The following is a 23,865-nucleotide window of genomic DNA, read 5'->3' as shown; positions in this document are numbered from 1 at the left end:
TGCGGCTCAGTTCCGCGCGTGTCCTTCAAAAATGTTGACCGTCCAATCAGGGGTTCATAGCCTCTTCGCGCCATGTTGAAAACCTTGCTATCCCGACAATTGACTACCGCACAATTCATTGTTGCCCTTGTGCTGCTAGCGGTCACAGCTTCAGCCCAAGTATTCCCGACTGTAGGCGTCTATGACGAGAGCACAGACCAGACCAACGCAGTGGACTTCGTTGCAGAAGGTTCGACGTTGAACTTCGATCAATTCAAAAAAGATATCGCGACAGCTTTCAGTAATGACATGGGCGGAGTCTATCAATGCGATGAAGTCGGCCAAGACTCTGGCCCATACACATTTTCATATGGTGTAAGCCAGATGAAGCTGCTGACGGTGACTGGCTCCGACAATTCGATAGGAGTAACATGGGGGGGCAGCGACTGGGACAGGTCTATTTCTGGGCTGGGATTATGGGTCAGCATCAAACCCAAAATGACTTTTAACTTCCCGTCTAAAGCCAGCGGGGAAGCTGTAGTGAAGTTTGGTCTTACCATTCCCTCCTTTAGCTATTATCCCAGAAATGTGATCGCCACGGCCACATTCAGCGATGGCAGCAAGGCTACTGCAAAGCGGTTCATTAGTGAGGCGGTTGCACTGGGTGACACATTCTTTGGCTTCGCTGCTCCAGACGGACAAACCATTGCAAGCATCACCTTCACGAACGACGCACAACCTGGAATGAGCTTTGATGATATTGGCTTTATCACAGCAAAGTTTCCTTCCTTGACCATTGCGGGATTGGGAACCTCACAGTTCCGCGTCTCCTGGCCCACAAACGCAATGGGCTTCCTGGAGTGTGCAACAAACTTTCCTGCGACAGGATGGACTCCAGTTACAAACTCGCCTGTCATCATGGGTGATAAGTTCACTGTGACTTTGGATACAGACAGCCAGCGAACGTTCTTCAGGCTGCGCGGCCCGTAATAACAACCTTCCTTGAGAAGTTGATGATTGGCTTGATAACGCTCAGACCATTTCAGAGCCTCTCCAAAAACTTGATTACTAACCCAACCAACCCGGTAATGGCCGCCCCAATGATGAGAGCAATGACGATCATCACCTTCTTGCTGAATCTTAGACCCAAAGTTTGTGAATCAAACTCCTTCCTGAGCTGTTCAAGGTATTGATGTCCGCGAAAGGTGATGCGGATGCCCGACACATTTGCAGGCACACCAACCTCGTTCAGACTCACGTGCCCTTCCAAGTAGCCTTCATCAACCAGCGCGGTGTATAGCCCCACTTCTTCCAAGCTCTCATTCATGCCAATCTGCTCTGGCAGTTCTCCTTTACTTGCCCTCTGTAGAATCAGGTAAACGGTCTTGGAGTTCATGACGAGACTATGCCAAACGCTATGAAAAAGTCCACACTTCCACCCCTAGTAGAAAGGCCGCTATTTAATATTCGACATTAAAGCACCCTTCAGCTCATCATATCTCACCTGAATGGAGCGACCCACAAATGACTGAACCTTCACAACAGAAGAAGGACGTTGCAGCAAACAACAGAAGAACGCCGCAAACACCTGAGCAGAAGGTTGCAGCAGCTCTCAATGAGCAAGGGTTTCTGTTTCAACAACGTGTTCGTGATGCCATTGTTCAGAAAGGCCATAGCACTGGAAGGGTTCCATGGCAACTTCTAGCCAGCGAGTATCCTGTCACTGCGGCAGATGGTTCACAGACACGGGTCGATTTGGTTTTACAGAACAATGATTTCCGTGGGGCTTACTTGTGTGTGGAGTGCAAGCGATCTGATAGCAGGTTCAAAAATTGGATTTTTTTCGATCAGGGACAAAGCATAAAAGGAACTCCACCGGAAAACGTTTACCTGGAGACGCTCAGGATTGAACGCAGGCCAGGACCTGGCTGTGCTCAACTTGAGGCTCGACGTTATTTGGACGCTTCAAAAGCAGCGATGCCGGTATTCAATTATTATGTTGAATCAGCCACGGACCGAAACGACCGTTGGTCTGCGACTGAAACGATTGAGAAGGCATTCTATCAGGTTTGTTTGGGTCAGTCCGGCCTGATGGGGAAGGTGATTGACTTTGAACATCCCAACGACTTTAGAGTCATCCCCGTGGTGGTAACGACCGCCGAAATGTTCCAGGCTGATTTTGATGTTGATAGAATCCCCTTGGAGACGGGTGCAATCAACGATACCGACCTTCAGCTCAAGCCTCTGGATTTCTGTGCAGTCAACTATCGGCCAAACGACAACCTCGCATTGAAGACCCACGTCAGACACAGACGCGGCGACCTAGTAGCCGACCTCACTTTCTGGCAATTGAGGACGGTATTTGTTGTTCAGGCAAAATCCATTTTGAAGTTTCTTAAAGAAGCCGACTTAACGCTGGTTAAGTTATAGGGACTGAGTCATGAGGAATAACATTTTGACGCCTGAGCAATCCAGGAGAACTATTTTTTATTTGGATGGCCTGCGTTACTCCTTTGCGATGGCTGACGTAGCCTTCTGCCGCCTGATACCGACGCTTGACTTGATTGCAAGCCGACAAACAACGGGAGAGGATTGTGAGAACGAAATAATTTCTGCGTTACTGGATGCCTGGACCATCGTGGACATGTGTCATCGAGCAAGGGAACTAGTCCAGCAGACTCCTAGCCTGTCGCCAAAGCTGCCAGGCATTCAGATTTTTCTCCGCATGACTGAGGCGGTCGAAAAGCTTCGGCATCACGTCCAACATTTCCGCAGTGGTATTCCTAGTTTGCCACAGGACACAAATCCTCTGTGGGGCGCATTATCTTGGGTTTCCTCGGAAGATCGAGCAAAGTGTTATACTATTGTATCAGGGAACCTCGTCCCCGGTGTGACTGCTCCGACCTGTAGCTATGATACGCATGAGTGTCGCTTTGCTCAGAAAGCGATGTTATTCTCAGGTGGCTCAATGGTTGATCTGGCAGACATTATAGACAGGCTGGCCACTCTCAAGAATTGCTTGCTGGAATGGATTGAAACGAATCCATATTTTACGAGAGCTGAGGGTAAAACAGTTGTTTTTCTTTTCCAGCCCGGCCCTCCCAGGGTGCAGTAACTTCCCCTTCAGTCCCCCCCTGCAGTATCGAAAAAATCCAAGAATACTTTGCTCACCAAAAACCGAGGAGGTGAACAGCTCTTTTTCCATGGAGAAATTCAGAAAGTTGAGAAGCGGAATATCTCATCCGCAAGTGTGGGGAAAATGAAACCCCGGACACCCCCACCCCCCTCCTCCAGCCGACCCCAGCCTGCCTGATACCTTAATGGTAATAAGGTAACAACTTCTGCCTAACCAGTTGATTTACTGAGTGTTCCGTTCGTCGTTTGAACGGTTGCTCTTTAAAATCACTGGCGAGACGAGGGAAACGGTAAGGTGGATGGTATGGGTAGCACTTCGCTTCCAGCTCCACTCCAACGGGGAACTTTCTCAACGGCCAACGCACCGATTGCATGGTGAAATGGACTTAGTGTGTGACAGACACCATCTCCATCATCCAGCGGGTCATCTCCCTGAAAACAATCGGCCACGGGTTAAGCGCCCGGTGTTCGGAAAACACCCAAATTCCACCAAGCTGGTAGTGCAAATCTACCAGTGATTGCTCCCAAGCGGCACGGTTCGAGACAGAGGACTAGAGCGCGTCAGGCGGTCAGGCGCGGAGTAGCCACAACATGTGGCGAGGCACACTCTGATAACATCACGTAGCGAGACTATGCTGGGACGGGCAATCACTCCACTTCAATTCCAACCACGCAACCATGCTGCGCTCGTAGGGGCGGCATGTCCTGATTGTTCGCTCGTAGGGGAACCATCGGCGCGTGTCCCTTGCATCGGTTAAGGCGTCAGCGTCGCTCAAGGGTGAAACGTGCAATGAAGCACGGCCAACATTAACCAACGATAACTAAGGAAACACTATGTCCACCACCACATCTGCTCTTGTCATCTGGAATGCTGAAACAGCTGCTCGCGTCACTGAACTTGTCAACAGTGGCAAGAGTGTCCCTGCTGGTCTGGTTCAACTCGCACCCAAAGGATTCGTGTCTGGCTTGCGGTCCAAGCGCACGTCTGGTCTTCGTGCTCACTCCAATGTCATCATTGCACAGCTAGAATCCCAAGGGTATCGCTTGGAGGCAATGGACGGCGCATGGAATCCTGAAACCAAGACCTTCGATGCCAACAAGACCCGTCGCAATGGGGATGAAGTCTGCACGATCAAGCTCGTCAAGAAGGTCAAGTCAACGGTCACGCAGGAGGAAGCATTGGCAGCACTGGGAGTCTCTCAGGCGGATGTTGAAGCGGTGAAGACATTCCTTGCCAGTCGTAATAGCTAAGCTTGAAGAAGTCCCGTCAGGGATACAGGGATTTTGACAAAAAAGCAAGCCGAAACGCCTCTTACTCGCTCATAGCGGATAGGAGGATTCTATGCGTAAGGCGCATGCTGAGCATGGTTGGCGTATACTCAAGGCTTAATTTTAAAAGAGCCGAGAATGGCTTGAATCCCATTCCACCGACCGAGGAATAATGGCGTAACACACAAGATGAAGGTGATGTCCAGAGTTCCGCACCATGCAGCAAGTAAATGGGCTGTTCGTTCACCAGCAGATCTGTCGTGCCGTCTTGATAATGACTGAGCGTAAAGATCGAATCTTCTCCTCAGATTTGTCAGCGGATGTCCAGCGTCAGTAGTCTCGCCTGGAATCCAGATCAATGAGTCATCCATCCACGCCCCTGATGGAACTGGGCGGCAGTTACGCTGTTTCGCAAACTGCTCAACATGCACCGCAAACGCATCTCTCACCGCACTCTGTATTGCCGGGCTTTCCTTTAACTGACACCAAAGAGCATAGTCAGTTGAAAAAGCCAAAAAATAGACAAACTCTTCAAACACCTCTTCGATGCTTAGCTCGCAACTACCCTCGAAAGTATCTTTTAAATCACTGCCATGCTTGGTTGGCCAGTCACGAGTTCCCTCCCACATTACAAGTGCGAGGTCCGCTGCCGAAATTGATCTTTTGAAAAAAGAGAGCATGTAGTTTTCCTTGGGTCCAACACTGTGTGCTGCGGAGTTAACTGTCAAGTGTAAGGCACGCACTGATGATGGTTACATATCAACACATCACCAATCCGCAGCGTCCATCCGGGGTGTTTTCAGATTGCCGCCAACTTGGGGAATCAGGTCCAGGCGATGCCCTCTGGCACTATCGCCCGACTGGTAAAACACCATTTTTTCATCAACAAAACTGTAACTTGTGGTGGGGCCGAAAAGGTGTTCTGCTCCATACCACGTGTCCCCGCTTGCAAACTTTAATTTGTAAGCACCAAGCGGGAGTTCAATAGAAAGAGTGCTCCCCCTCCTTATGAAATATTTTGCCACGAACTCTCCCGTGTCCCAGTCTTGCACCTTCATCACGTAATGCCCATCGGATGATCTTGTGGTGACTTCGAGTGGCGCTGTAGTGCTCTTATTAAAGAGAACCCGATCACTGAGTGTTAAAACTCCTTGGTTTGGTAGCGGTTCTTCTGGCACAGAAAAGACCGGCTTGAAATCAATGCCAGGCCGAACATCGCGCCTATCTGACACTTCTTGGGCTGGAGGTGATGCCTGAACTGGCTGCTGACTGTAGCTGACTGCTGGCCGGGGTGCGGTGCTTGCAGTATCTGAAGTTGAATTTGCTTTCAGCACGGCAAAACCCAGAAGCAACAAGCACAATGCGACGACTCCAGCCGGTCCATGATAATAACCGGGATGAAGATCAAAATCGCCAAGACGCTCCCAAAAAGGTTTCTCCTGGGAGGGGTGGAAAAGTGGTTTCAAACTGTCGAGTGCTTCCCTTGTCTTCGGAGTCGGACTTAATTCAAAGGAAGCAGAGAGTGCTCGGTAAGCTTCTTCGTGCCGTTTGGCCTTAAAAAGCTGATATCCGAGAGCGTTCAGAAGCATGAGATTATTCTCCCTATGTTGCTCCCCTCCATGAGCGTTGGTGTAAAGGGCTTTGAGTGTCCACACAAAAGCCACGTAACCCCACCAACCAAGGAACATCGTGGTTGCACTGGCGGCAAGCGACTCCTTTACCCGGCACCTTCCACATAAAATCTTTGTCTTCGGAGATTTTTGTGACATTGAGAAAAACCCATACACGCGCCAGGTAGTTGAAACGCGAAGCGAGGAATTAATTCCTTTGCAGCTCTCACAACAAAAAGTTGGTTCTGCCTTAGGTGGTTCAGTGCGGGTTTCAGGCTTGGTTGAAGGTCGTGGTTCCCGCTGTGTCTGTTTGGATTCTGCCGCCTGCAATTCCCTGTCGTGGGAAGCTCTTGATTGGAGGTCGGACAGAATCGTGTATGCCTCGTTCAGTTGGCGTGTCCACTCTGCGGCTTGAGGAGACTTATTAACGTCCGGGTGGCACCCCTTAACAAGATAGCGATACGCCTGCTTAATTTGTTCCGCAGTAGCAGTTCGAGGCACACCCAAGACCTTGTAGTAATCCTTCATTGGCTATCTGCTCGGAAGAATAGATTGTTCGCACTGTAGCGCCAACCAAAAATTCCAGAAGCCAAGCGCATTCTGGTCATGCCACGCAGTCGTCGGAAACCACTCAATAGCCCCCACCTCTCCACCCAAAGTATTTTATGACCAAGAAACCCCGTGAACGCATACCACAAAGCCAGGTGCTAGAGTGGTTGCAACAACAACACCCACAGCTCCACACCGGAGCCGAGATTGATCGCGCCTGGATATGGCTCACTACCAACCTCCAGGGCGAACACAACAAGCCGATACGTGAGTCGCTCAAGTCGTATGGCTTCATCTTCCACCGCAAAGGTGGACACCACCTGAGCAGCGGCAAGCTGGGCATGTGGGGACATTCGTGCCTCAAGCCCCTGCCCTTCAAACGCAAAGGAAAGCCGAACAAATCGGCATCGTCCTCAGCAGAACCAACCGACGACACCGAAAACCAAGACAGCGATTTCACCGATAACCCAATCGATTCCGACGCACTCGCATTTCTAAACAGCTAAAATTATGACAGCAACCGAAACCAAACCCAAAGCAACACCACAACAGGGCTACGAAGTCCTGTGCCGACTGATGGCTCCCAAGTTCACCGACAAAATGACAGAGCCACAGAGGGCAGCAGAGACAGCAACCAAGGCCGATGTGCAGAAGAAAGTCATGGCTCACCTCCGAGCCGTCACTGGCCTGACCATTGCGCTCCCTGTCTTTCACAACAACGCTGACTTCTCCGATGACGACAAGATCGCGTTCTACAAGGACTGTGTCAGTGCCATCGTCCACCGGGAATGGCACAAGTTAAAAGGCCAGGTGGGAGTTGGGGATAAACGGGTTGAATCTCCCGCATCAGATGCTGCACCAATCGTCTCAGCTCCACAGGAGCCACCTGCTCCAACCGTCCCAGCTCCCGTCAACCCCGATAGCGTAATCGAGATAAAGGAGAGCGATGATGACCTGACCAAAGCCATCTTGAAGCGCATCATTCCCAGGCTGCCGAAGGGTGGTGTCGATGCCGATGCAGTGAAGCAGATTGTTCGCAGTGAACTGCCTTTTGCCCTGCCGGACATCCACGATGAGGTGAAGAAAGCCTTGAGTAATGGTTCGTTCCCCGTGGAACGTGTGAAAAACCTGATCGCGGAAGCCATCAAGGACATGGGGGTGCAGCGTATCGCCATCATCAGTCCCACTGGCGAGGTCAAGGAAGTGGGACGTCAACATTACAAGTTCGGTTTGCTCATGGCCTGCGTCTCCCAGCGTCTCTGCGTCATGCTAGTTGGCCCGGCTGGCGGCGGTAAGACGACAGGGGCCGCCATGGTCGCCAAGGCGCTGGACATGAAGTTTGGTGCCATGTCGCTTGGGCCAATGACCAGCAAGGCCGACTTCTACGGCTACAAGGATGCCACTGGTGAGTATCACACCACGCTGCTGGCTCAAATCGCGGAGCAAGGCGGCGTCATGCTCTTGGATGAATGGGACGCAGCACACGCTGGCTGTGCCACCTATACCAACATGCTCCTGGCAAATGAGGAGTTCGCCACGCCAATTGGCATGAAACAGAAGCACAAGGATTTCATCCTGATCGCCGGAGCCAATACCTTTGGTCAAGGTGCAGACAGGTTGTATGTTGGGCGCAATCAGTTGGACGCTGCCACGCTGGACAGGTTTGTGGTCATTGACTGGGATTACGACGAGGGACTGGAAGCCTCGCTCATTGGCCTCACCAAACCCTCACCCACCTTTGAGAACACTCTTGGTGGCATACTTGAACCAGACCAATGGTTCGCACGAGTCACTGCCATTCGCCAGGCAGTTGAAACACTCAAGGTTCGGGCTGTCATCAGTCCTCGCGCCACAGTTCACGGCGTGAAACTCTTCGATGCCGGTATTGGCCAGACCCATGTAGAGAACATGGTTATCTGGAAAGGCATGGACATCGCAACCCGCCAGAAGATTGAAAACGCACTCTAACCTATGGAAGCAATCGACAATCCCACGACTGGGACATATATCCGCCGGTATGAGGACTGGGCTGAATGGATGCAGTATGCAGCCAAGGATGCCACCTTCCTGCCCCCTGAATCACGAATGAGCCGCCGAGTTGGACACGCAAACTGGGCTGGCACCGAAACATTTGAGGAGGCTTTCAAGCTGGCCACACACGGCTGGGCGGAAGGACGCGACCGGGTGAAGGAAATGGCCGACCGCATTCGTTCCGTGATCTGTAGCAAGATCGTCAGGCCGGAGCCGAGGTTTGCTGAGGCTGGGGATGAAGTGTGCGTAGGCCGTTACCTGGAAGGCGAGCCGAGTCACATGATCGAGTTCCCACCACAGGAGCACAACGCCAGCGGTGGACGCATCGTAAGCATCGGACTCAACGTCTTCGTGAGCGCAGGGTGCAACCGCGAGCTGTTCCAAATGCGCGGTGCTGCCATCGTGGCCATGATCGATGCACTGGAAACCTTGGGCTATCGTTGCGAGTTGACTATGTGCATGGGCTGCACTGGTCAAGGCAAGGGCAGTTACCAGATGACTGTCCCGGTCAAGAAGGCAAGTGAACAACCAGAAATGGACCGGCTGTCCTTCATCTTCTCCCATGAATCGATCTTCCGCCGATTGCAATTCGCTGTTGGTGAAACGGACCCGAGCCGAGCCTGCCAGGACCAATTTGGAATCGGCAGCTATTACTGGACACCAGGCAAGTATGCCGAGGCGAGGAAGCATGACTTCTTTTTTGAGAACATGAGCAGCACCGAGGACAATGCTTGCTGGAGGTCATACGAGTTAGCCAGCGAAGAAGTGTTGCGACTGCTCAGGGCAAGTGGGCTGGTGGAACTGGAGGATAAAGCGTCCATGGAGCAATCAACGTAAACAGTCTGCAACAAGAACACTTTCAACATTGGAGACAACCTTATGAGCAAAGTATATCTATCACTTCACCATGGCCGCAGAACGCCAGATGAATCACTCAGCGATTGGGGGCCGGATGGACCAATCTTCGGACCATTCGACTGGGTGCATACCACCTATGCCGCTGATGTTCGCTGCGGAGATAATGACGGAAGTAACCTGATCGAGCTGCACATCGACGAAGATTGCCTTTACTACGGTGGCATGTGGTATGGCGACTGGTCGGTGTTTGCTGGAGAGCTGGATGAGCAGCAACAGGCCAGACTCACAATCGCTGACGAGAACAAAACAATCACTCTTCATCAGTGGAAACAGGCTTTGGAAATGCAATCTAAAGCAAGGTTCGGGCTGGAGCTGAATGACATTGGCGAAGAGGACGACTTCAAGGATGCCTGGTCAGAGGGTGACAAGCCGGATGAATACCTGGACTGGGTGAAAGAGAAACGTGATCTGACAGAAATAAAGGAGGTAATGTGAGCGAATTGATACGACGGATGTTCCCCTATGATGGTGAGCCTTATGGTTGGATGCTCACCTTTGACCACTTCGACAACAAACCCAGCTCAGTCGCTGGACCGAACGCCATGTCAGACGAGATTCTGGCAAGGCTCAAGGCTGGCGAAGGCAAAGAGTTCAGGTTGCTGGACGACGACAACAACTTGATGGCAGAAGGTAGATATTTGGGGCCAGACGATGAAACCGAGTTTGGACCACTGGATGATTATGGTCTGCCCAACTGGGGCTGCACCATGATTCAATACCGCAACAAGGAAGGAATGTTCGAGACGATATAGTCAGCTCACCCGCCAATCATGCCAGGAGTTTTCACACGGCCTCGCGCATGGTTAGGCATCGTCATTTGTCCAGCCAAACCTTCTTCTGTGAAAGCTGCGGCAAAATCTCCTCGACGAGCGGAGCAATGACTTGCTGCACTCGCGACTCGTCCCGCTTCTGCAACCGGCGATAAGTGCGAAAGGTCAGCCCGAGCGCGTGTCCTGCCAACTCGGTAAGAACACCACGCAAAACTCGCTCTTTGGTAAATCCTCGCGACTTGACCAGCAGTGAACCATCGGGTGGATGGAAGAATGCGATAACCGTCGGATTCTCTCCAAGCGAGGAACTCAGCCTCACCGTCTGAATGCCCGCCGTCCACTCCGCTGGCAACGCGGAAAAGATGACCGGAACATCCGCCTTGCAGATGGCGTGAGGCGGATGAACAGTGACCTTGTCTTCGATGACTTTCATGGTGTATGGACGCTGACATGGCGGACCCGCCTAACAATTAATATACAACCTGTGATTCGGGTGTTGAAACATTCGGTGCCTCATAGGCGCGGTGGGAGGTTGCCACTGGAGGTGCTGCTCTCTCGCACTGTGGAGGAGTTTTCACACAGCCTCGCGCATGGTTAGGTGGCTCGATCATACTGAACACGAAATCGGCGAACAGGTGGATTCTCCGCATCGCTGTAATCCTCGAATGAAAACTCCAGTAGCCCAAACCCAAGTAAAGACTGCAACTCCCGACGCATGAGTGGCCATGGCATGGCACCCGGAGATTCGGACTCCTCCCGGCCACGGCAAATGAGCAAGAGCGTGCCTGATGGTGCAACAAGGTCACCAATGCACCGCATGGCTCTCTGGCGCATTTCAGGAGGAAAAACTTGAAGCGTGTATGACTCCAAAACGAAATCAAATGCACCATGCCAAGCCGGTGGCACTGCGAACAAGTCAGCCGTGATGTAAGTAACACTCGAATCCGGAAAGCGCCGTTGACACCACTCAATAGCCGTCGGAGAAATGTCGAAAGCAACAACACTACCTCCTGCCGATGCAAGATACTCGGCATCGTCCCCCAAGCCGCAACCAATCTTCAGGCAACGCTTGCCTTGAAAATCGAAACCCGTCCGCCGATGCCAGTCACAAAGCTGCGGATTGGGAACCATGTCTGCCCATGGAATGATAGTCTCGTCTCCCCGCGCCTTATGATACAGCGCTTCAAACCAACTAAGATTGTCATTGCGCTCTGCGTGCTCGGAACAAAGTTTCCTAGCAAATGTGCGATCTTTTGGCTTCGTGGTCATAACACATGGAAAGCGGCCTAACGATTAATATGCAACCTCAGGTTTGTATATTGAACTGCTTGCGATAATTGGAAGTGATTTATAATCAGCAACACCTTGCTCCTAATACACGAACCAGCCGCGCACAGGAAAGCACAAAATTCGCAGGATTGATTGCGCTGTCACACCAGATTGTAACTATAAATTAAACAACCACACAACTTGACCGAGCCGCTGTGCCTAAAGCATGGCGGCTTTTTTATTTATGAACCAAACAAGAAGCACCATCGCGTTAGAGAACATCGAGGAAGTCCTGGCAGCGGAGACATCGCCCAAGTGGGCAACGCTGGCCGGACAACAGCAATACTTCACGCCCAATGAGCTGAGGGATTACTGCGTCAGTCACCTCAGAACCAAGTCCCCCGTCACCGTCATTGATCCCCAGTGTGGCGAAGGCGCACTGGTCAAGGGGCTGGGCGGCTGGGGCACCACACGCTACGGCATCGACATCGACAACCGTATCGAAGGCGAGGACATCAAGCTCATCACCGGCAACTTCATGAAGGTCTGGGAAGTCATCAAAGACCTGAGCGGCATCTACAATATGCGCTGGGCCATGGGCAACGCCAACCCGCCATTCGGCAAGCGCTGGAAGGATGATGACGGGAAGATGATTGACTCCACAGACGCGACCTGGAAGTTCCTGACCGAGCATTGCAACACTGGTTACTTCATTAGCAACCACAAGACCATTGAACGCCTGGGCATCGACAAACACCCATGGGTTTATAAATACGAAACCAAGGCTTCCGTCTGGAACCAGTGTGAAGTCGTGGTTGGCATCGTCTGGTATGAGAATTCAGCCAAATCCTCAGCCACTCACTACCATGAGCTGAACACCGCATGGGAGAGAGTGAAGGAAATCATCGACGAAGAGGCAACGAATCGCCCCAAGTTCAACATCTACTTGGACCGCGCTGGTTACCTGCAAACGTATCTGTCAGTCAGGACCACCGTGAAGCGCAGGATCGGACGTGATGAAATCCTCCGGCTGCACCGCGTCAAGGACTGCCATCCCCTCACCCTCACCACCGAAAAGGAAACCCGCGACCTGATGAAGGAGTTGGTGGGCTGCGGACTCTACACCATCGAACCCGCTGCCAAGAGCGCCATTGAGCAGGCGCTGGCAGATGTTCACAAGGTTCAATGTCCCATCATGCCAGTCACCGACTTTGAACGTGTGGCCTACGCTGATGAGGAAGAACACCTGGAGTGTCACACCACCGTCCACAACGACAAGATGCACTTCACCGCTGGCATGAAGTATCCCGTTGTCACCGGCACCTACACGTTCAGGACGGTCTTCAAACGTAACAAGGTCCACTGGAATGAGGAGTCCAAGACCATGTTCACCAAGGAGCACGAATGCAGCCTGTCCGGCTCGGATCGTTACATCGCAATTTGCGATGACAATGAGAAGCCTTGCAAGTTCATGGACAAGGCAGGACAGGATGAGTTCGATGAATCATTCCTCTGGATGATATTCAAGAAGCCGGAAGTCAGAACGGTCGTTGAGCTGTTCCCTGACCGTTACGAGCAGAACCTTTCCATCCTCAAGTCGTGCGAGATGTTGGCTGGCTACAACTACTACGCTGGCCAGACACCGTATCTGGCGCGAGTGGCATCCAAGGATTACGGTTTAGTAGCGGGTGCAACAGGGTGCCACGAGAAAGGCGCTATGATTCTTCTTGCAGACGGTTCAGTTAAGAAAGTGGAAGATGTGCGCGTTGGTGACGAGCTTCAAGGCTGGGATGGAACACCACGCCGAGTTTTGGAATTGCGACGTGGGCAAGATGAAATGATGCGTATTGTTCCAACCAAGGGCGAACCGTTCGTTGTAAACATTAATCACATCCTTACCCTTGTTCGCACAAACAAAAGCCGTAATGAGGCCAGCAAGGCCACCGTAATTGACGTAAGCGTGAAGGATTGGCTGAGTTGGAATACAACCCAGAAACACATCCACAAATTATTTCGAGTGCCAGTCCAATGGCCGGAAGTAAGACAACCGATCACTCCTTATTTCCTCGGCTTGTTGCTTGGCGATGGTTTCTTAAAAGAAGGGCAACTCAGTTTCAGCAAACCCGACCCCGAAACAGAGCAGTTCGTTCGTCTCCACTCGAGGCGTAACGGCTGGGGTATCAGGAAGAGTCAACGAGGACCAGGAAACCCGACGTTTCACTTCACCAAATGCGACAGTCTACGTCGTTCCCTATTTCGATTGGGGTTGGCTGGAAAGCATTCAGGAAACAAGTTCATTCCCGAAGTCTTTAAGGTATGCAGCATAAATCAGCGCCTGGAAGTATTGGCTGGCTTAATGGACACAGATGGGAGCTTGTCCTGCGGGGGATACGACTACATATCCAAGTCTAGGCAACTTGCTGAAGACGTGGCATTTGTTGCCCGTAGCGTTGGTCTGGCCGCTTATATCAAACCGTGCGTCAAAAGCTGTCAGGGTGGATTTTGCGGCACGTATTACCGAGTCAGTATTTCTGGTAATTGCAATATGATACCGTGTCGCATCGCTCGAAGAAAGGCTCCAGTGCGAAAGCAAAAAAAGGACGTCCTACGAACTGGCTTTAAGGTGGAGCGACTGGGCCGTGATGATTATTACGGCTTCACCATTACCGGAGATGGCCGCTACGTGATGGGTGATTTCACAGTCACTCATAACACCGGCAAAACGCTAATGGCAATCAGCCTGCTCGCCATGAAGGGACCAAAGCGTGCGCTCATTGTGGCACCTCAAGGCACCATGCGCTCAAGCGAAATGGGCGAAGAGGAAGATGAGGAGTCCCAGGAATACAACGCCTCCCAGTGGGTGAGCGAGATTGCGCAGTTCGCACCCTTCCTGCAAATCTGGGAAATCTTCTGTCTGGAGGATTACCAGCGGATCAAGGCGCAGAACGGTGGAGAGCTACCGTCCGGCGTGTATGTCACCTACTATCAAGCCATGTTCCAGAACGGAGCCAGGGAGAGCGCGGCTGACAAGTGGGACGATGAGAAGCTGAACGCGATGTTCCCAGACGAAGGCTACGCCAAGCTGCCATTGATTGAAGGTCGTGGCAATGAAGCGCACTGGTGCAATACCATTGGCAAGGAACACCACGGCATTCGTTGCGTGCTGCAACCATCCCTGTCCACCATTATCGGGCATGAGTTCGACATGGTGATGCTGGATGAAGCTCACCTTTGCACCAACCTGTCTGCGAACGTGACGCAAATCATGATCCGCTTGCAGCCCAGGTATCGCTACGCACTCACTGCCACACCCATCCCCAACATCGTGAGCAACCTGTTCTCGTTGTGCGGTTGGTTGGCAGTGTCGCATTGGTTCATGGGTAACAGGCGTAACGCGGCATGGCCGTATGCACGTCACGAGCTGGGCAGGTTCAACGAGACATTCCTGAGCGAGGAACGCGACGAGACACAGGAGCAAATGAACAGGGCGGCTGACAAGAAATGGAAGGGCAAATGCGTCAAGACATCGCCCATCATCTCCAGCCCAGCGCGACTGCTCAAGCTGCTCAAGCCAATCATGGCCTACATCAGCAAGAAGGAATGCAACCCGAACTACCAGGACGCGAAGGTAATCGACGTGCGTGTTCCAATGGGTGTGGAGCAATCCCGTCTGTATGGTCACTTCCTGAACCGGAGCAACGTACCGGGTCGGCATCCTTTGATCCGCGCAAGGAGACAGACCGCCTACCTTCGCGCCATCTGTGCGGACCCTGCTGGGTTTGAGAAGTCACCGCCTGGGATGAAGGTCAAGAGCAACATGAATCCCAAGACCGTTGCCATCATGGAGCTGGTCAGGGAAATCATGGGACAAGGCGAGCAAGTGGTAATCATCAGCGCTCGCGTCGGTCAGACGGATACTTTGATGAGGCTGCTGACAGAGGCCGGCGTCAAGGTTTCGCGCATCGACTCAAAGGTGCCAGCCAGCCAGCACAGCTATCAGGCAAACCTGTTCAAGAAAGGAAAGACACAGGTGATGCTCATGGGTATCAAGTGCGCGGCAGCGCATTCGTTCAGCCAGTGCAAATACGAAATCATTGGCTCACTCGAATACAGCAACGGACCATTGGACCAGGCTAAGGGCCGAGTGGACCGTGTGAACAGCAGGCCAGGTGTAACCATCTACGTCATCCTTCACGCTCGCAGCATCGAAGAAACACAGTTCGATGTCGTGGCAACCAAGCAGGACGCGGCTACGATCTGCCTCATGGGCAAGCGAGTCCCGCGAGGCTTCAAGCCGGTTGACATGTCGGAAGTATTGGCAAACTCCATATCCCGTTTCGACGTGAGTGGTGCATCGCCTGAGTCAGAGTGCGAACTTGCCTGGCCAAAACTTAGATCAGCCATCAAGGACAGTTTGTTGGTCACTACTGCTCAATAGATAAAATGCTACTTCCGCCAAGCAGTTGTGGAAACGAATACCTGCAAAACATTTCCAAATGAAACGAAGCTGACAGCTTTAGCTCATAGCAGCCGCCTCCGAAACACTCAAATTGTATTTGCTGGTGAAGATGCAGTTCTAACTGTGACTTCATCCTTGCAACAATACGCTGACGAACCCTTATGGTGATTACCCCGTCTTCCAAGCTCCAGGAGTTGTGTTCATTCATATAATCCGGGTTTTCACCCTTCGCTAGTTTAGTCAACCCAAATCGTTCACGGTGCCCTCCCCAACCCCTTCAGTCATAAATCCTCAAACCTATGTATCAAATCCAAATTACCATCGAAGAACTCAAACCAGGAATGCTGGCTTTCAAAGCCAAGCCCATTTCCGATCAGGACACCACCGACTTAGAACAACAAGCCGGGGAGTTGGTAAACAGTGACATTCACCAACTGATTGCAGGCATCAGCCAATGCTCCAGCCAGAGTGAATTAATTACCGGCCAGAGCAAGAGCGCGGATTCAATTTACGAAACCCGCAAAGACCATTGGCAGAACAACGCCGGGGATGGATTCAATCCGTCCCGCAATTAACCTTCACCTCCCCTGCCCTCCAGCCTGGATGCTTTGTCGGATAAAGCGTCAGTGTAGTGCTTCTCAGAAACAATCCTATGAAACTAGTAAACAAAAAGGGCATATTCCATGCCCAGTTCAAAACCACCCAAGGCACAACCAAGACCATTACCACCCGTTGCACCAACCGCGCCGATGCCGAGCGTGTCGTCAAGGAAAGCGGATTAAAAGACCTGGAATTGGCTGCCAGGGCCGGACGCCTGACGCAGGAGGCCATCGGGTATCTGATCAGTGGCAGGAAGCTCACGCTCCAGAAAGCCCTGGAGGACTACCAGGAATGGATGGAGACGCGGGGCAAGTCACCTCGGACGATCATGAACAATGTGCACTACATCCGCTCCTGGATCACTGCGGCTCAGGTTGAAGCTCTCCCACCAGCGGCGATCACGGAGAAACACATCTCGGACTGGATTAATAACCGGGAGTCGCAGACCAAAGCCAATAGCCGTACCATCATGCTGGCTGCAATCCGTTCCTTCTTCTTCTTCATTGCAGGCAAAGGCTGGACTCCGAATGACCCGTCCAAGCTGGTGAGTGTGAATTACAAGATTCTGAGCCATGTTCAGAAGGAAACCACGGTTAAGCGCGTCTTCACGGCAGCGGAGTATGATGGGCTGGTTAAAGCCACCGACGGCTTCTGGAGGTTCGCCATCCAAGCCAGCCGGGAGCTGGGTTTGCGCCTGGGTGATATTTGCCAGTTGGAATGGGATTGTTTCAGGCAACCGGGGTATATCACTGTTTGGACGGACAAGCGGGATAAACGGGTGTCGCTAAAGATGAGTGATGGTCTGGCACAGGCGGCTACGCTCCAGCCGGTTGCTCATGCCAGATATGTCTTCCCTGAAGAGCGAGACATCATCAATGATCCGACGCGAAGAGCTTATCTCTCGGTCAGCTTCACACGTATCTGTGCTCGGCTGGGCCTCAAAGGCAAGTCCTTCCATTGCCTGCGGCATACCTTTGCTACTGAGTCAAATGCGGAAGGCAGATCATTGACACAGATCGCCAGTGACATGGGCCACAGCAGCACGAGAACGACTGAGGGTTATGTCCACAAAATCTGAACTCAAGGGAGTTTGGGAGGCTGAGGGCACTTGGTTTGGGACCAAGTTGTCTCACAAAAAGGCTTTCCCAACTCACCAATGTTTGCGGGTGTTTCGTAATGGTTGGCTTTTCATTTTTGCCAAGGGTGCATACCGCCAGGTGCATACCCATGGCAGTTTCACAGGTCACTTTGTTGCTCTTGGTAGCAATCTGACCATGTCCCCTGCCTCTCCAGCACCCTTGACGACAAGGACCTGCTTGAAAACTCCACACCGCTAATTGGTTTCAGTTCGAGAAAATTGTTGAAGCCATATATCGAAAGCTTGGCTAATAGGTGATATGGCTTTGGGTGGGGCCAGATGCGAGAATCCCGTCATCCACTTCGCCAAGGCGTTCTTGATACGCTCCTGTTCGGGTGCGAGCGGCATAACGAATCTCCTCACGACTTGATCACCTTGGCTGAACGGTCCAGTCGACGATGCAGATATGAAACCATCGTGAGTAGGTCCAATGCATCTTGCTCCTCAATCGTCCAGTGAATCTTGGGTGCGTGGGCAGTCACATTCCGAAACGTGCCAAACACACCTTTCAGTAGATTTGCGAAACCTTTGTGCTCGGATTGTTCGGTTTCGATGCGCAGGCTATTAATCGCCAATACTGGATTCTTTAAGGAGAATGCTTGATCCACCAATTCTGCGCCGTCTGACAACAGTCCGCTCTTGGTCCGAATCTTATCTGCAACACTCTTGGTCGCTTCAAAAACCGCATGAAAGTAATTATCTTTTAAGAGTTCTTCCCGACAGAATGCCAGCACGTCCCCATGAACCTGCCTTTGCTCCAAAAGCTTCCGCAACCGACCGGCTCGCTGGGCTGCTTCGCTCAAAGTTCGAGCTGCTGTTGCGACACGGATTCTCCCATCTTCGCCAAGTTGAAGCCCCACGAATGAAATCACCACATTCAGACGGTGACGAACTTCCTCAAACCGGCTTGTCTGGCCCACGAAGCGAACAGGGTTCATAACCGCTGAATGAATGCCATAACATTATTCCCGCAACCGTCTTGCTTCTGTCGAACCGTTAGCGCGAGCGTGATGCGCTCCCACTTCGGAGTTCCCCCTTGTTCCACAATCCTGCACTCCGAGAACAAGGAAGAGAATTCGCGATGTGTGGCCGTGCCTTCGAGCACGTTCCCGATCTGACGAAGTATTGTATCGCTAAAAATCGGGAGATTCATTTCCAGTGCTCCTGCTTTGCCAAAGCTTCCTCAACCATCTCCTCGGCCTTTTCGTTCATTCGCAACTCGTGGTCTGGACGAAGACGGCGGTAAATGAAATTGAAGAACAATGGATTCCGTGATCTGCCGTCACAAATCATATCCTGGATGTGTCTGGCAAGCCGATCGATTTCGCCGAAATTTTGCTTTCCGGAAATTGCCCTGGCGAAAACCTTCTCAATCTGACCTTTCAATTTCTCCAACGCTGAGACGGCATCCCTCTGTCGAATACACTCCCTAACGGCCCAAACTACAGCCGGGGCAATCGGCACATAAACTGAAAGCACCATGTCACGAACCCGCTGGTCAGCGGTAAAGGAAATCGCCACGACGCCAACCACAAGCGTGGCGACGGCAGCAACAAGCCAGCGAGCATATTTGCGCCGCTGCGACATGTCCCACCAGACTGCCGCCCTCTGGCAAATGAGGCGTGCGAGAGAAGACGGAAGGCGACCAACTTCCACGGGATACCAATCTCGGTGATTCGCCTTGGGGTCTTTTCGTCTGAAAGCGTCAGCAGCTTCGTTCAGTTCCTCCGTTTCCGGTGGACTAGAACAACGGATTTCATTCCAACCTAGACCGAATAACTCGCAATCGAATTGCTCCTGCATTTTTGCAGCAACTTTCTTGCGGTCGCTTTGGATTCGGTCCAGCCACAAAACATCAATCCACCCAAAGAGGAGGGAGAACGGCGTGGTCACGGTCTTCGCCTCTGGCCATCGTAAAGCAACCAACGACATCACCAAGGCACACGGAACGGACAGGATCAACTGCCAGCCAGCCACGACCTTCGCGTGCCCGTAGAGATGCGACCAAGCAGCAATGTGCTTCAGCGAACGCTCGATGTTCTGCTTTTCGGGAATATCACAGAGGGTTTCAGGTTGGTTCATCTGAACAACTTGTAGTTGAAAACGTAGTTCCACTGACCCAGCGCCTCATCCACTTTTCCGTTGCGCTCTGCAATAAGCGCCGCCTTCGCATGATCGCGGGAGTTTTTCACCGACGCCAAGGCCATCGCGCGTTGCGCCTCAGACTTGGTCGCCGCAATGTTGCCGTTGATGCGATAGGGATCAAGAATGCCAGCGCAATCCCGCTCCGCCATCCTTTGAAGCAACTCGGTCATGCACTCGGCGTAACTCTTGACTCCGTTGCAAATTCCTTCACTCGCCAAAACCATTTCGATGTGAAATGATGAAATCGGAATCGCGGGATCACGGCAGACGCGCCAGAATTTGAAAAGCTGTGCTACCGCCCGAAGTTTCCCGCCACTCTCCTGATTCTTTAACGCGATGTAGCCGTTATGAATATCCGGGCTAGTGAGCATCCAACGCCCATTTCCATCGGGAACGTAATAGAGCGGACGTTTGTATTCCTTGGAAAAACCGCCCCAAGCTGCGGGCACGACATCAATATCCATGTCCCAGAACTCAACGACGATTGCGTGAACGTCTCGCCCAACCTTGGTGCTCGGCAGACGCGCGGCGATCTCCTTCCGGAACCTGTCGAGTATCGTGAAGGATGACTTCCATTCACTGCCCCACCAAACCTCGTCGAGTGGTATTTGGGCGAACACATCAACATCGCTCCGTCCCCGGATGAAAGTCCCTCGGCTAAAGCTCCCGGCTTTGGGGAATTTCCTCGCCGCGAAAACCGTTTCGAGCCGCGTCTTGATCGTCTCAAAATGTTTTGCCGCTGCCTGAACCTCCCCGCCAGTCGGCTGGATTCGATTTAGGAGGCTTTTCAAAGCGTCTGAAACTGTGTTCATGTGACAATGATTCTGAATTTGGGTCCCGTAGTCATGTCATGTAACTAATCGCGAAATTCCAAAGGTTGTGGTTTACATCTTCTCAATATCAAAGATGAGTTTCCCAACTGTCCCTTGATCCACCTTCAAAGCTGGGAATCGAATTCGGGCATCTCCGTTAAGCCGCGACGAGTGTGAAACTGTCGCTTTAGAAACCCAGTTACACGCGATTGAGTTAGTCTTTACGTCCACGACAACGATAAGAATGGGTAAGTTAGAATTTAGAATCTCATTTGCTTGTTTGTTGGACATTACAAAAATCATTTCTTCAGGAATCGGCTTCTCTGTCGCAATGACTTTCACCGTGATGTTGATTAGCCGCCCTGCTTTTGTCTGGAAAGCAGCCATGTAGTCCCAGGTGGCACCTTGGAAAGTTGCCTGAGCTAGAAACTTGGGATTCAATTCGCGGAGGAACAATTCCGCAAGAATCTCGGCTCGTCGCTGAACGTAATCGGGTAAGCTCACACAAATTTTGATTGAGGGGATTTCGGCGTGTTCGCCTTCCAGTGCGCGGCGATCTCCGCGTGCAAGGCTCTGAGATTGGTTGGAGTCAACTCGTAGTGGGCAGGTATCGTCGCCATGCCCTTGCTCCCTTTCGCAATCGCGCGCACAAACACCCTCCACGTTGACTCGCAGACACCAATTACATATGCAGGAATTGGAAGCAGTGCCAAACGCTCGACATCCTTCTTCGTGAGTTGAACCGGGAGGGATTTCTTCGCATTGTTTACACCCTTGCCCGAAGTTTTAACCTGAAACAATGCTACGGGCGTTTGCTTTCCGTCACCTTCAAGCTCAGCGTAGTAATCAAGCGTTGGCCACTTCTCGCCGAGGAACGCCGGACGAATGAGTGGTTTGTTCCCCCCCGCGTAATCGGTAAGGGCTAGATAAGCAATTTTCTCACCTCGTTCGCCACGGATGTTTGTGAGTTCGCCCTGCTGAATGATATTAAGTTTCGCTTTCTTAGACTTTTTCATCGTCAATTGGGAATGAGTTCCTCATTGCGCAGTCTGTTGGCCTTGTCTTGGGAATTGAGAATGGATCAAAAAACGATGTCCACTCAATCGAACGTGATTCGGAGGAGTTTTCATTGGATTAAGTCGAGCTGTTCCTTTTCCGGAGATTTTGAAAGATCGCGACGAAACAACAATTCTGCCTCTTTGGATGCGTCCAGTTGAAGCGCAACGTAGGTATCGTTGATGAGGACTTTGGGCGGCGGAGTGGTTGTAGTTATGATGTATTGAAACGGACAGCCTCCAAGCTCTTGGAAGTCAGATTCCAACTGCGCCGCAAATCGGAAAAAGCCACGATAAAGACGCAAGCCCAAGTCCGCCTCGCGCGGGCTGTCGTGCAACAGAAATCCCGGAAGATAGGACCGCGACGAAAATGAGTTGTATATGAGGCAGCTGATGTCGGCTAACAAGACCGCAAGCGTTTCCATCGCCTCGCCCGTCATCGTTCCGCCGTGGGTGATTTGAAAATGCAACTCGCGATCCTCCAACATAACCCGGCCGTCGTAATTTGTTGATGGCAGCACTCTCTTTGCCGCTGCTGAAAAGATGGTGTTGAGAAGATCGCGATTGGTGTCGTGTTCGGCAAGGAGGCGATTCAAATCAGTTTCTTTCGCTTCAACTTGTTTCCGCAAACCTTCGATGATTCCAAAGTGTTCCTGTAATTTTGCATATTTGTCTGGAGCTTCGTGGCGCAATTTCCACAATGTTAAATTCTCCAAGTCAGCATCCAATTCGGTTTGGATGACCTTTTTCTGTGCTATATCAACCACTAGCTTGCTCTGCTGCTTTGTGAGATTCGTCCGCTTCAGTTCGTTGGATTGGATGCCGTGCTTCAAAGCCTTTTGTTGTGAGGCGACCTTTGCTCGTGCACTGGCTCGTTTGGCTTCCATTTGCTCGAGCGTGTGAGCGTCTTGGACTGCATTGCGTTTAACTAGCTCCTGTCTTTCCAAGACATAACTGCACTGACCGATTAAAACATCTCCGAAGGGACAGGTTTTATCCTTGTTCTCTTGCGTCTTTTGTCTGAAGTCTTCATTTCTTTTCAATCCAGCGCTTGCCTCGCATTCTGCCGTGGATTCGAGGGTGAAAAGACCGGCCAATTGCTGCAATTCGGTTTTGTTGGCGGCAATTGTTTCGTTCAGGGAGTTAATTTCAATTTGGAGTGCAAGCTCGGATTTTTCCAACTTCCCGATCTGCTCGCCCAACTCATATTTCGCTTTATCTGTGTAACGCTTAAGATCTGGAAGCATTTCGTCCGAGGATAGCGGGGCACTCTCGATTGCTCCACCGTCCTTCGGTAATATTTGCTTAAGCTGTTGCCGAGCCTTGGTGTCGTAGTGCTCGCGCCAGTAGGCTGGTTCCTTTTTGGCCACTTCCAGCGCGGCCTCCGCCCTCTCTAGCGATTGTTGGAGTTTAGATAGAGCTTCTTCACCGACAAGCTCATCGGGAAGAAAGAGGCCGAGAACGACCCGCATGACGAAAAGCGGGTCCGATTTCGGGAATCTGAATGCTGGCCAATCTGAATCACTTCGCGGAGACCGCCAGTCATGAATATTTTGGAATCGGGCTTCTTGATCCCTGGTGCACCACGCCAAAAGGTGCCCCCATTTGATGGGTTCATTCGTGCGGACGACCGTGGCGGATTCAAGCGGGTCAAGCAGAGCATCCAGTCCAATTTTTGCCGGATAAGTATCCTGATATGCGGCATCGCCCTTTTTTTCAATCAGTACTTCGATAGTCGATTCCTTGAGCACGTAGGAGTTCCGATTCTCACCCAACGGACGTAAAACCGCCCACTTAACCCCCTTCACAAATAGCTCTGCGCCAACATAGCCATTTGGAAACGCCTTTTTGATTAACCCGGTATTACTTTTGTTGGCGAATGATTTCTCTCCAAGCACGTATCGGAGCAATCGGCAGAATGTTGTCTTGCCTGCGCTATGCCCGGCAATGTCGCGTTTGTCATCTTCACCCTCGGGCTCTTCAGCCCAAACAATGTTCAGCCCTTTCTTCAGGGAAACGTCTCGGATCGGCGCATCTGCCAATTTTCTATAAATCGCAATTCGGCTTACCCAAACATCGGGTGTGCTTCGAGTCAGTTGCCTTGACAGTGATTTGAGAATGTTCAT

24 protein-coding genes and 1 pseudogene are annotated in these 23,865 nt (G+C 51.7%); 12 read left to right on the top strand and 13 right to left on the bottom strand.

Annotation, left to right across the window (positions count from 1 at the left end; all coding sequences use genetic code 11):
* The first annotated feature begins 72 nt into the window (after positions 1 to 72).
* Entirely contained in the window at positions 73 to 969 is an 897-nt protein-coding gene (locus CFLAV_RS00805) for a hypothetical protein (RefSeq protein ID WP_007412670.1), read from the top strand.
* A gap of 52 nt (positions 970 to 1,021) precedes the next feature.
* Here the strand turns inward: CFLAV_RS00805 and CFLAV_RS00800 are convergent, their stop codons facing one another.
* Positions 1,022 to 1,375 (bottom strand): hypothetical protein, encoded by a 354-nt coding sequence (locus tag CFLAV_RS00800; RefSeq protein ID WP_007412669.1) that lies wholly within the window; start codon positions 1,373 to 1,375, stop codon positions 1,022 to 1,024.
* 128 nt (positions 1,376 to 1,503) lie between these two features.
* On the opposite strand from CFLAV_RS00800, the gene CFLAV_RS00795 reads away from it, so the two are divergent.
* From CFLAV_RS00795 to CFLAV_RS00785, 3 genes are all read left to right on the top strand, one after another.
* A complete protein-coding gene (locus CFLAV_RS00795) occupies positions 1,504 to 2,409 on the top strand; it encodes a hypothetical protein (RefSeq protein WP_007412668.1) in 906 nt (301 codons plus the stop codon).
* Positions 2,410 to 2,419: 10 nt separating this feature from the next.
* A complete protein-coding gene (locus CFLAV_RS00790) occupies positions 2,420 to 3,094 on the top strand; it encodes a hypothetical protein (protein ID WP_007412667.1) in 675 nt (224 codons plus the stop codon).
* A gap of 854 nt (positions 3,095 to 3,948) precedes the next feature.
* Positions 3,949 to 4,365: a hypothetical protein gene (locus CFLAV_RS00785; protein ID WP_007412666.1), complete on the top strand. Its 417-nt coding sequence runs from the start codon at positions 3,949 to 3,951 to the stop codon at positions 4,363 to 4,365.
* Positions 4,366 to 4,493: 128 nt separating this feature from the next.
* Here the strand turns inward: CFLAV_RS00785 and CFLAV_RS00780 are convergent, their stop codons facing one another.
* The 3 genes and pseudogenes from CFLAV_RS00780 to CFLAV_RS37510 all read right to left on the bottom strand — a co-directional run.
* Positions 4,494 to 5,063, bottom strand: a complete 570-nt coding sequence (locus CFLAV_RS00780; RefSeq protein WP_007412665.1) for a hypothetical protein — start codon at positions 5,061 to 5,063, stop codon at positions 4,494 to 4,496.
* An 87-nt stretch (positions 5,064 to 5,150) separates the two neighbouring features.
* A complete protein-coding gene (locus CFLAV_RS31525; RefSeq protein ID WP_237712343.1) occupies positions 5,151 to 6,152 on the bottom strand; it encodes a DUF4493 domain-containing protein in 1,002 nt (333 codons plus the stop codon).
* Positions 6,153 to 6,341: 189 nt separating this feature from the next.
* Positions 6,342 to 6,521 (bottom strand): annotated as a pseudogene (locus CFLAV_RS37510) (DnaJ domain-containing protein); the annotation flags it as partial.
* 137 nt (positions 6,522 to 6,658) lie between these two features.
* Here CFLAV_RS37510 and CFLAV_RS00770 point away from each other — a divergent pair.
* The 5 genes from CFLAV_RS00770 to CFLAV_RS00750 are packed head-to-tail and all read left to right on the top strand — an operon-like array spanning position 6,659 to position 10,243.
* On the top strand, positions 6,659 to 7,048 hold the full coding sequence (locus tag CFLAV_RS00770; RefSeq protein ID WP_007412663.1) for a hypothetical protein: 390 nt from the start codon (positions 6,659 to 6,661) through the stop codon (positions 7,046 to 7,048).
* Positions 7,049 to 7,052: 4 nt separating this feature from the next.
* On the top strand, positions 7,053 to 8,510 hold the full coding sequence (locus tag CFLAV_RS31520; protein ID WP_007412662.1) for an AAA family ATPase: 1,458 nt from the start codon (positions 7,053 to 7,055) through the stop codon (positions 8,508 to 8,510).
* 3 nt (positions 8,511 to 8,513) lie between these two features.
* Positions 8,514 to 9,410, top strand: a complete 897-nt coding sequence (locus CFLAV_RS00760; protein WP_007412661.1) for a DUF7192 family protein — start codon at positions 8,514 to 8,516, stop codon at positions 9,408 to 9,410.
* A 42-nt stretch (positions 9,411 to 9,452) separates the two neighbouring features.
* Positions 9,453 to 9,926: a hypothetical protein gene (locus tag CFLAV_RS00755; protein WP_007412660.1), complete on the top strand. Its 474-nt coding sequence runs from the start codon at positions 9,453 to 9,455 to the stop codon at positions 9,924 to 9,926.
* Entirely contained in the window at positions 9,923 to 10,243 is a 321-nt protein-coding gene (locus CFLAV_RS00750; protein ID WP_150107197.1) for a hypothetical protein, read from the top strand. Before CFLAV_RS00755 ends, CFLAV_RS00750 begins: the two co-directional genes overlap by 4 nt.
* Before the next feature lie 61 nt (positions 10,244 to 10,304).
* Here the strand turns inward: CFLAV_RS00750 and CFLAV_RS00745 are convergent, their stop codons facing one another.
* Positions 10,305 to 10,694: a hypothetical protein gene (locus tag CFLAV_RS00745; protein WP_007412658.1), complete on the bottom strand. Its 390-nt coding sequence runs from the start codon at positions 10,692 to 10,694 to the stop codon at positions 10,305 to 10,307.
* A gap of 161 nt (positions 10,695 to 10,855) precedes the next feature.
* Positions 10,856 to 11,530 (bottom strand): class I SAM-dependent methyltransferase, encoded by a 675-nt coding sequence (locus CFLAV_RS00740; RefSeq protein ID WP_007412657.1) that lies wholly within the window; start codon positions 11,528 to 11,530, stop codon positions 10,856 to 10,858.
* 244 nt (positions 11,531 to 11,774) lie between these two features.
* On the opposite strand from CFLAV_RS00740, the gene CFLAV_RS31515 reads away from it, so the two are divergent.
* The 3 genes from CFLAV_RS31515 to CFLAV_RS00720 all read left to right on the top strand — a co-directional run bounded on the left by CFLAV_RS31515 (position 11,775) and on the right by CFLAV_RS00720 (position 17,667).
* Positions 11,775 to 15,968, top strand: a complete 4,194-nt coding sequence (locus CFLAV_RS31515; RefSeq protein ID WP_160164438.1) for a Hint domain-containing homing endonuclease — start codon at positions 11,775 to 11,777, stop codon at positions 15,966 to 15,968.
* Between the two features lie 320 nt (positions 15,969 to 16,288).
* Positions 16,289 to 16,564 (top strand): hypothetical protein, encoded by a 276-nt coding sequence (locus CFLAV_RS00725; RefSeq protein ID WP_007412655.1) that lies wholly within the window; start codon positions 16,289 to 16,291, stop codon positions 16,562 to 16,564.
* Between the two features lie 77 nt (positions 16,565 to 16,641).
* Positions 16,642 to 17,667, top strand: a complete 1,026-nt coding sequence (locus CFLAV_RS00720) for a tyrosine-type recombinase/integrase (protein ID WP_007412654.1) — start codon at positions 16,642 to 16,644, stop codon at positions 17,665 to 17,667.
* 419 nt (positions 17,668 to 18,086) lie between these two features.
* Here the strand turns inward: CFLAV_RS00720 and CFLAV_RS00715 are convergent, their stop codons facing one another.
* The 7 genes from CFLAV_RS00715 to CFLAV_RS00690 form a co-directional block, all read right to left on the bottom strand.
* On the bottom strand, positions 18,087 to 18,665 hold the full coding sequence (locus tag CFLAV_RS00715) for a TIGR02391 family protein (protein WP_007412651.1): 579 nt from the start codon (positions 18,663 to 18,665) through the stop codon (positions 18,087 to 18,089).
* A complete protein-coding gene (locus CFLAV_RS36025; RefSeq protein WP_007412650.1) occupies positions 18,662 to 18,880 on the bottom strand; it encodes a hypothetical protein in 219 nt (72 codons plus the stop codon). The genes CFLAV_RS00715 and CFLAV_RS36025 overlap by 4 nt, the downstream gene beginning before the upstream one ends.
* Positions 18,877 to 19,809, bottom strand: coding sequence for an S-4TM family putative pore-forming effector (locus CFLAV_RS00710; protein ID WP_007412649.1), 933 nt, complete (start codon positions 19,807 to 19,809; stop codon positions 18,877 to 18,879). Before CFLAV_RS00710 ends, CFLAV_RS36025 begins: the two co-directional genes overlap by 4 nt.
* Positions 19,806 to 20,684: an SMODS domain-containing nucleotidyltransferase gene (locus CFLAV_RS00705; protein WP_007412648.1), complete on the bottom strand. Its 879-nt coding sequence runs from the start codon at positions 20,682 to 20,684 to the stop codon at positions 19,806 to 19,808. The genes CFLAV_RS00710 and CFLAV_RS00705 overlap by 4 nt, the downstream gene beginning before the upstream one ends.
* A gap of 72 nt (positions 20,685 to 20,756) precedes the next feature.
* Positions 20,757 to 21,125: a DUF4365 domain-containing protein gene (locus CFLAV_RS00700; RefSeq protein WP_150107196.1), complete on the bottom strand. Its 369-nt coding sequence runs from the start codon at positions 21,123 to 21,125 to the stop codon at positions 20,757 to 20,759.
* Between the two features lie 59 nt (positions 21,126 to 21,184).
* On the bottom strand, positions 21,185 to 21,700 hold the full coding sequence (locus CFLAV_RS00695; RefSeq protein WP_007412646.1) for a hypothetical protein: 516 nt from the start codon (positions 21,698 to 21,700) through the stop codon (positions 21,185 to 21,187).
* A gap of 110 nt (positions 21,701 to 21,810) precedes the next feature.
* Positions 21,811 to 23,865, bottom strand: a complete 2,055-nt coding sequence (locus CFLAV_RS00690) for a coiled-coil domain-containing protein (RefSeq protein WP_007412645.1) — start codon at positions 23,863 to 23,865, stop codon at positions 21,811 to 21,813.

The organism is Pedosphaera parvula Ellin514 (assembly GCF_000172555.1).
In the GTDB taxonomy this organism is placed as follows: Bacteria; Verrucomicrobiota; Verrucomicrobiia; order Limisphaerales; family Pedosphaeraceae; genus Pedosphaera.
This window is presented reverse-complemented; position numbering and strand designations above follow the sequence as displayed.

Coding starts and splice junctions, on each gene's coding strand:
- CFLAV_RS00805 (WP_007412670.1), top strand. CDS start 73: ATGTTGAAAACCTTGCTATCCCGACAATTGACTACCGCACAATTCATT.
- CFLAV_RS00800 (WP_007412669.1), bottom strand. CDS start 1,375: ATGAACTCCAAGACCGTTTACCTGATTCTACAGAGGGCAAGTAAAGGA.
- CFLAV_RS00795 (WP_007412668.1), top strand. CDS start 1,504: ATGACTGAACCTTCACAACAGAAGAAGGACGTTGCAGCAAACAACAGA.
- CFLAV_RS00790 (WP_007412667.1), top strand. CDS start 2,420: ATGAGGAATAACATTTTGACGCCTGAGCAATCCAGGAGAACTATTTTT.
- CFLAV_RS00785 (WP_007412666.1), top strand. CDS start 3,949: ATGTCCACCACCACATCTGCTCTTGTCATCTGGAATGCTGAAACAGCT.
- CFLAV_RS00780 (WP_007412665.1), bottom strand. CDS start 5,063: ATGCTCTCTTTTTTCAAAAGATCAATTTCGGCAGCGGACCTCGCACTT.
- CFLAV_RS31525 (WP_237712343.1), bottom strand. CDS start 6,152: ATGTCACAAAAATCTCCGAAGACAAAGATTTTATGTGGAAGGTGCCGG.
- CFLAV_RS00770 (WP_007412663.1), top strand. CDS start 6,659: ATGACCAAGAAACCCCGTGAACGCATACCACAAAGCCAGGTGCTAGAG.
- CFLAV_RS31520 (WP_007412662.1), top strand. CDS start 7,053: ATGACAGCAACCGAAACCAAACCCAAAGCAACACCACAACAGGGCTAC.
- CFLAV_RS00760 (WP_007412661.1), top strand. CDS start 8,514: ATGGAAGCAATCGACAATCCCACGACTGGGACATATATCCGCCGGTAT.
- CFLAV_RS00755 (WP_007412660.1), top strand. CDS start 9,453: ATGAGCAAAGTATATCTATCACTTCACCATGGCCGCAGAACGCCAGAT.
- CFLAV_RS00745 (WP_007412658.1), bottom strand. CDS start 10,694: ATGAAAGTCATCGAAGACAAGGTCACTGTTCATCCGCCTCACGCCATC.
- CFLAV_RS00740 (WP_007412657.1), bottom strand. CDS start 11,530: ATGACCACGAAGCCAAAAGATCGCACATTTGCTAGGAAACTTTGTTCC.
- CFLAV_RS31515 (WP_160164438.1), top strand. CDS start 11,775: ATGAACCAAACAAGAAGCACCATCGCGTTAGAGAACATCGAGGAAGTC.
- CFLAV_RS00725 (WP_007412655.1), top strand. CDS start 16,289: ATGTATCAAATCCAAATTACCATCGAAGAACTCAAACCAGGAATGCTG.
- CFLAV_RS00720 (WP_007412654.1), top strand. CDS start 16,642: ATGAAACTAGTAAACAAAAAGGGCATATTCCATGCCCAGTTCAAAACC.
- CFLAV_RS00715 (WP_007412651.1), bottom strand. CDS start 18,665: ATGAACCCTGTTCGCTTCGTGGGCCAGACAAGCCGGTTTGAGGAAGTT.
- CFLAV_RS36025 (WP_007412650.1), bottom strand. CDS start 18,880: ATGAATCTCCCGATTTTTAGCGATACAATACTTCGTCAGATCGGGAAC.
- CFLAV_RS00710 (WP_007412649.1), bottom strand. CDS start 19,809: ATGAACCAACCTGAAACCCTCTGTGATATTCCCGAAAAGCAGAACATC.
- CFLAV_RS00705 (WP_007412648.1), bottom strand. CDS start 20,684: ATGAACACAGTTTCAGACGCTTTGAAAAGCCTCCTAAATCGAATCCAG.
- CFLAV_RS00695 (WP_007412646.1), bottom strand. CDS start 21,700: ATGAAAAAGTCTAAGAAAGCGAAACTTAATATCATTCAGCAGGGCGAA.
- CFLAV_RS00690 (WP_007412645.1), bottom strand. CDS start 23,865: ATGAACATTCTCAAATCACTGTCAAGGCAACTGACTCGAAGCACACCC.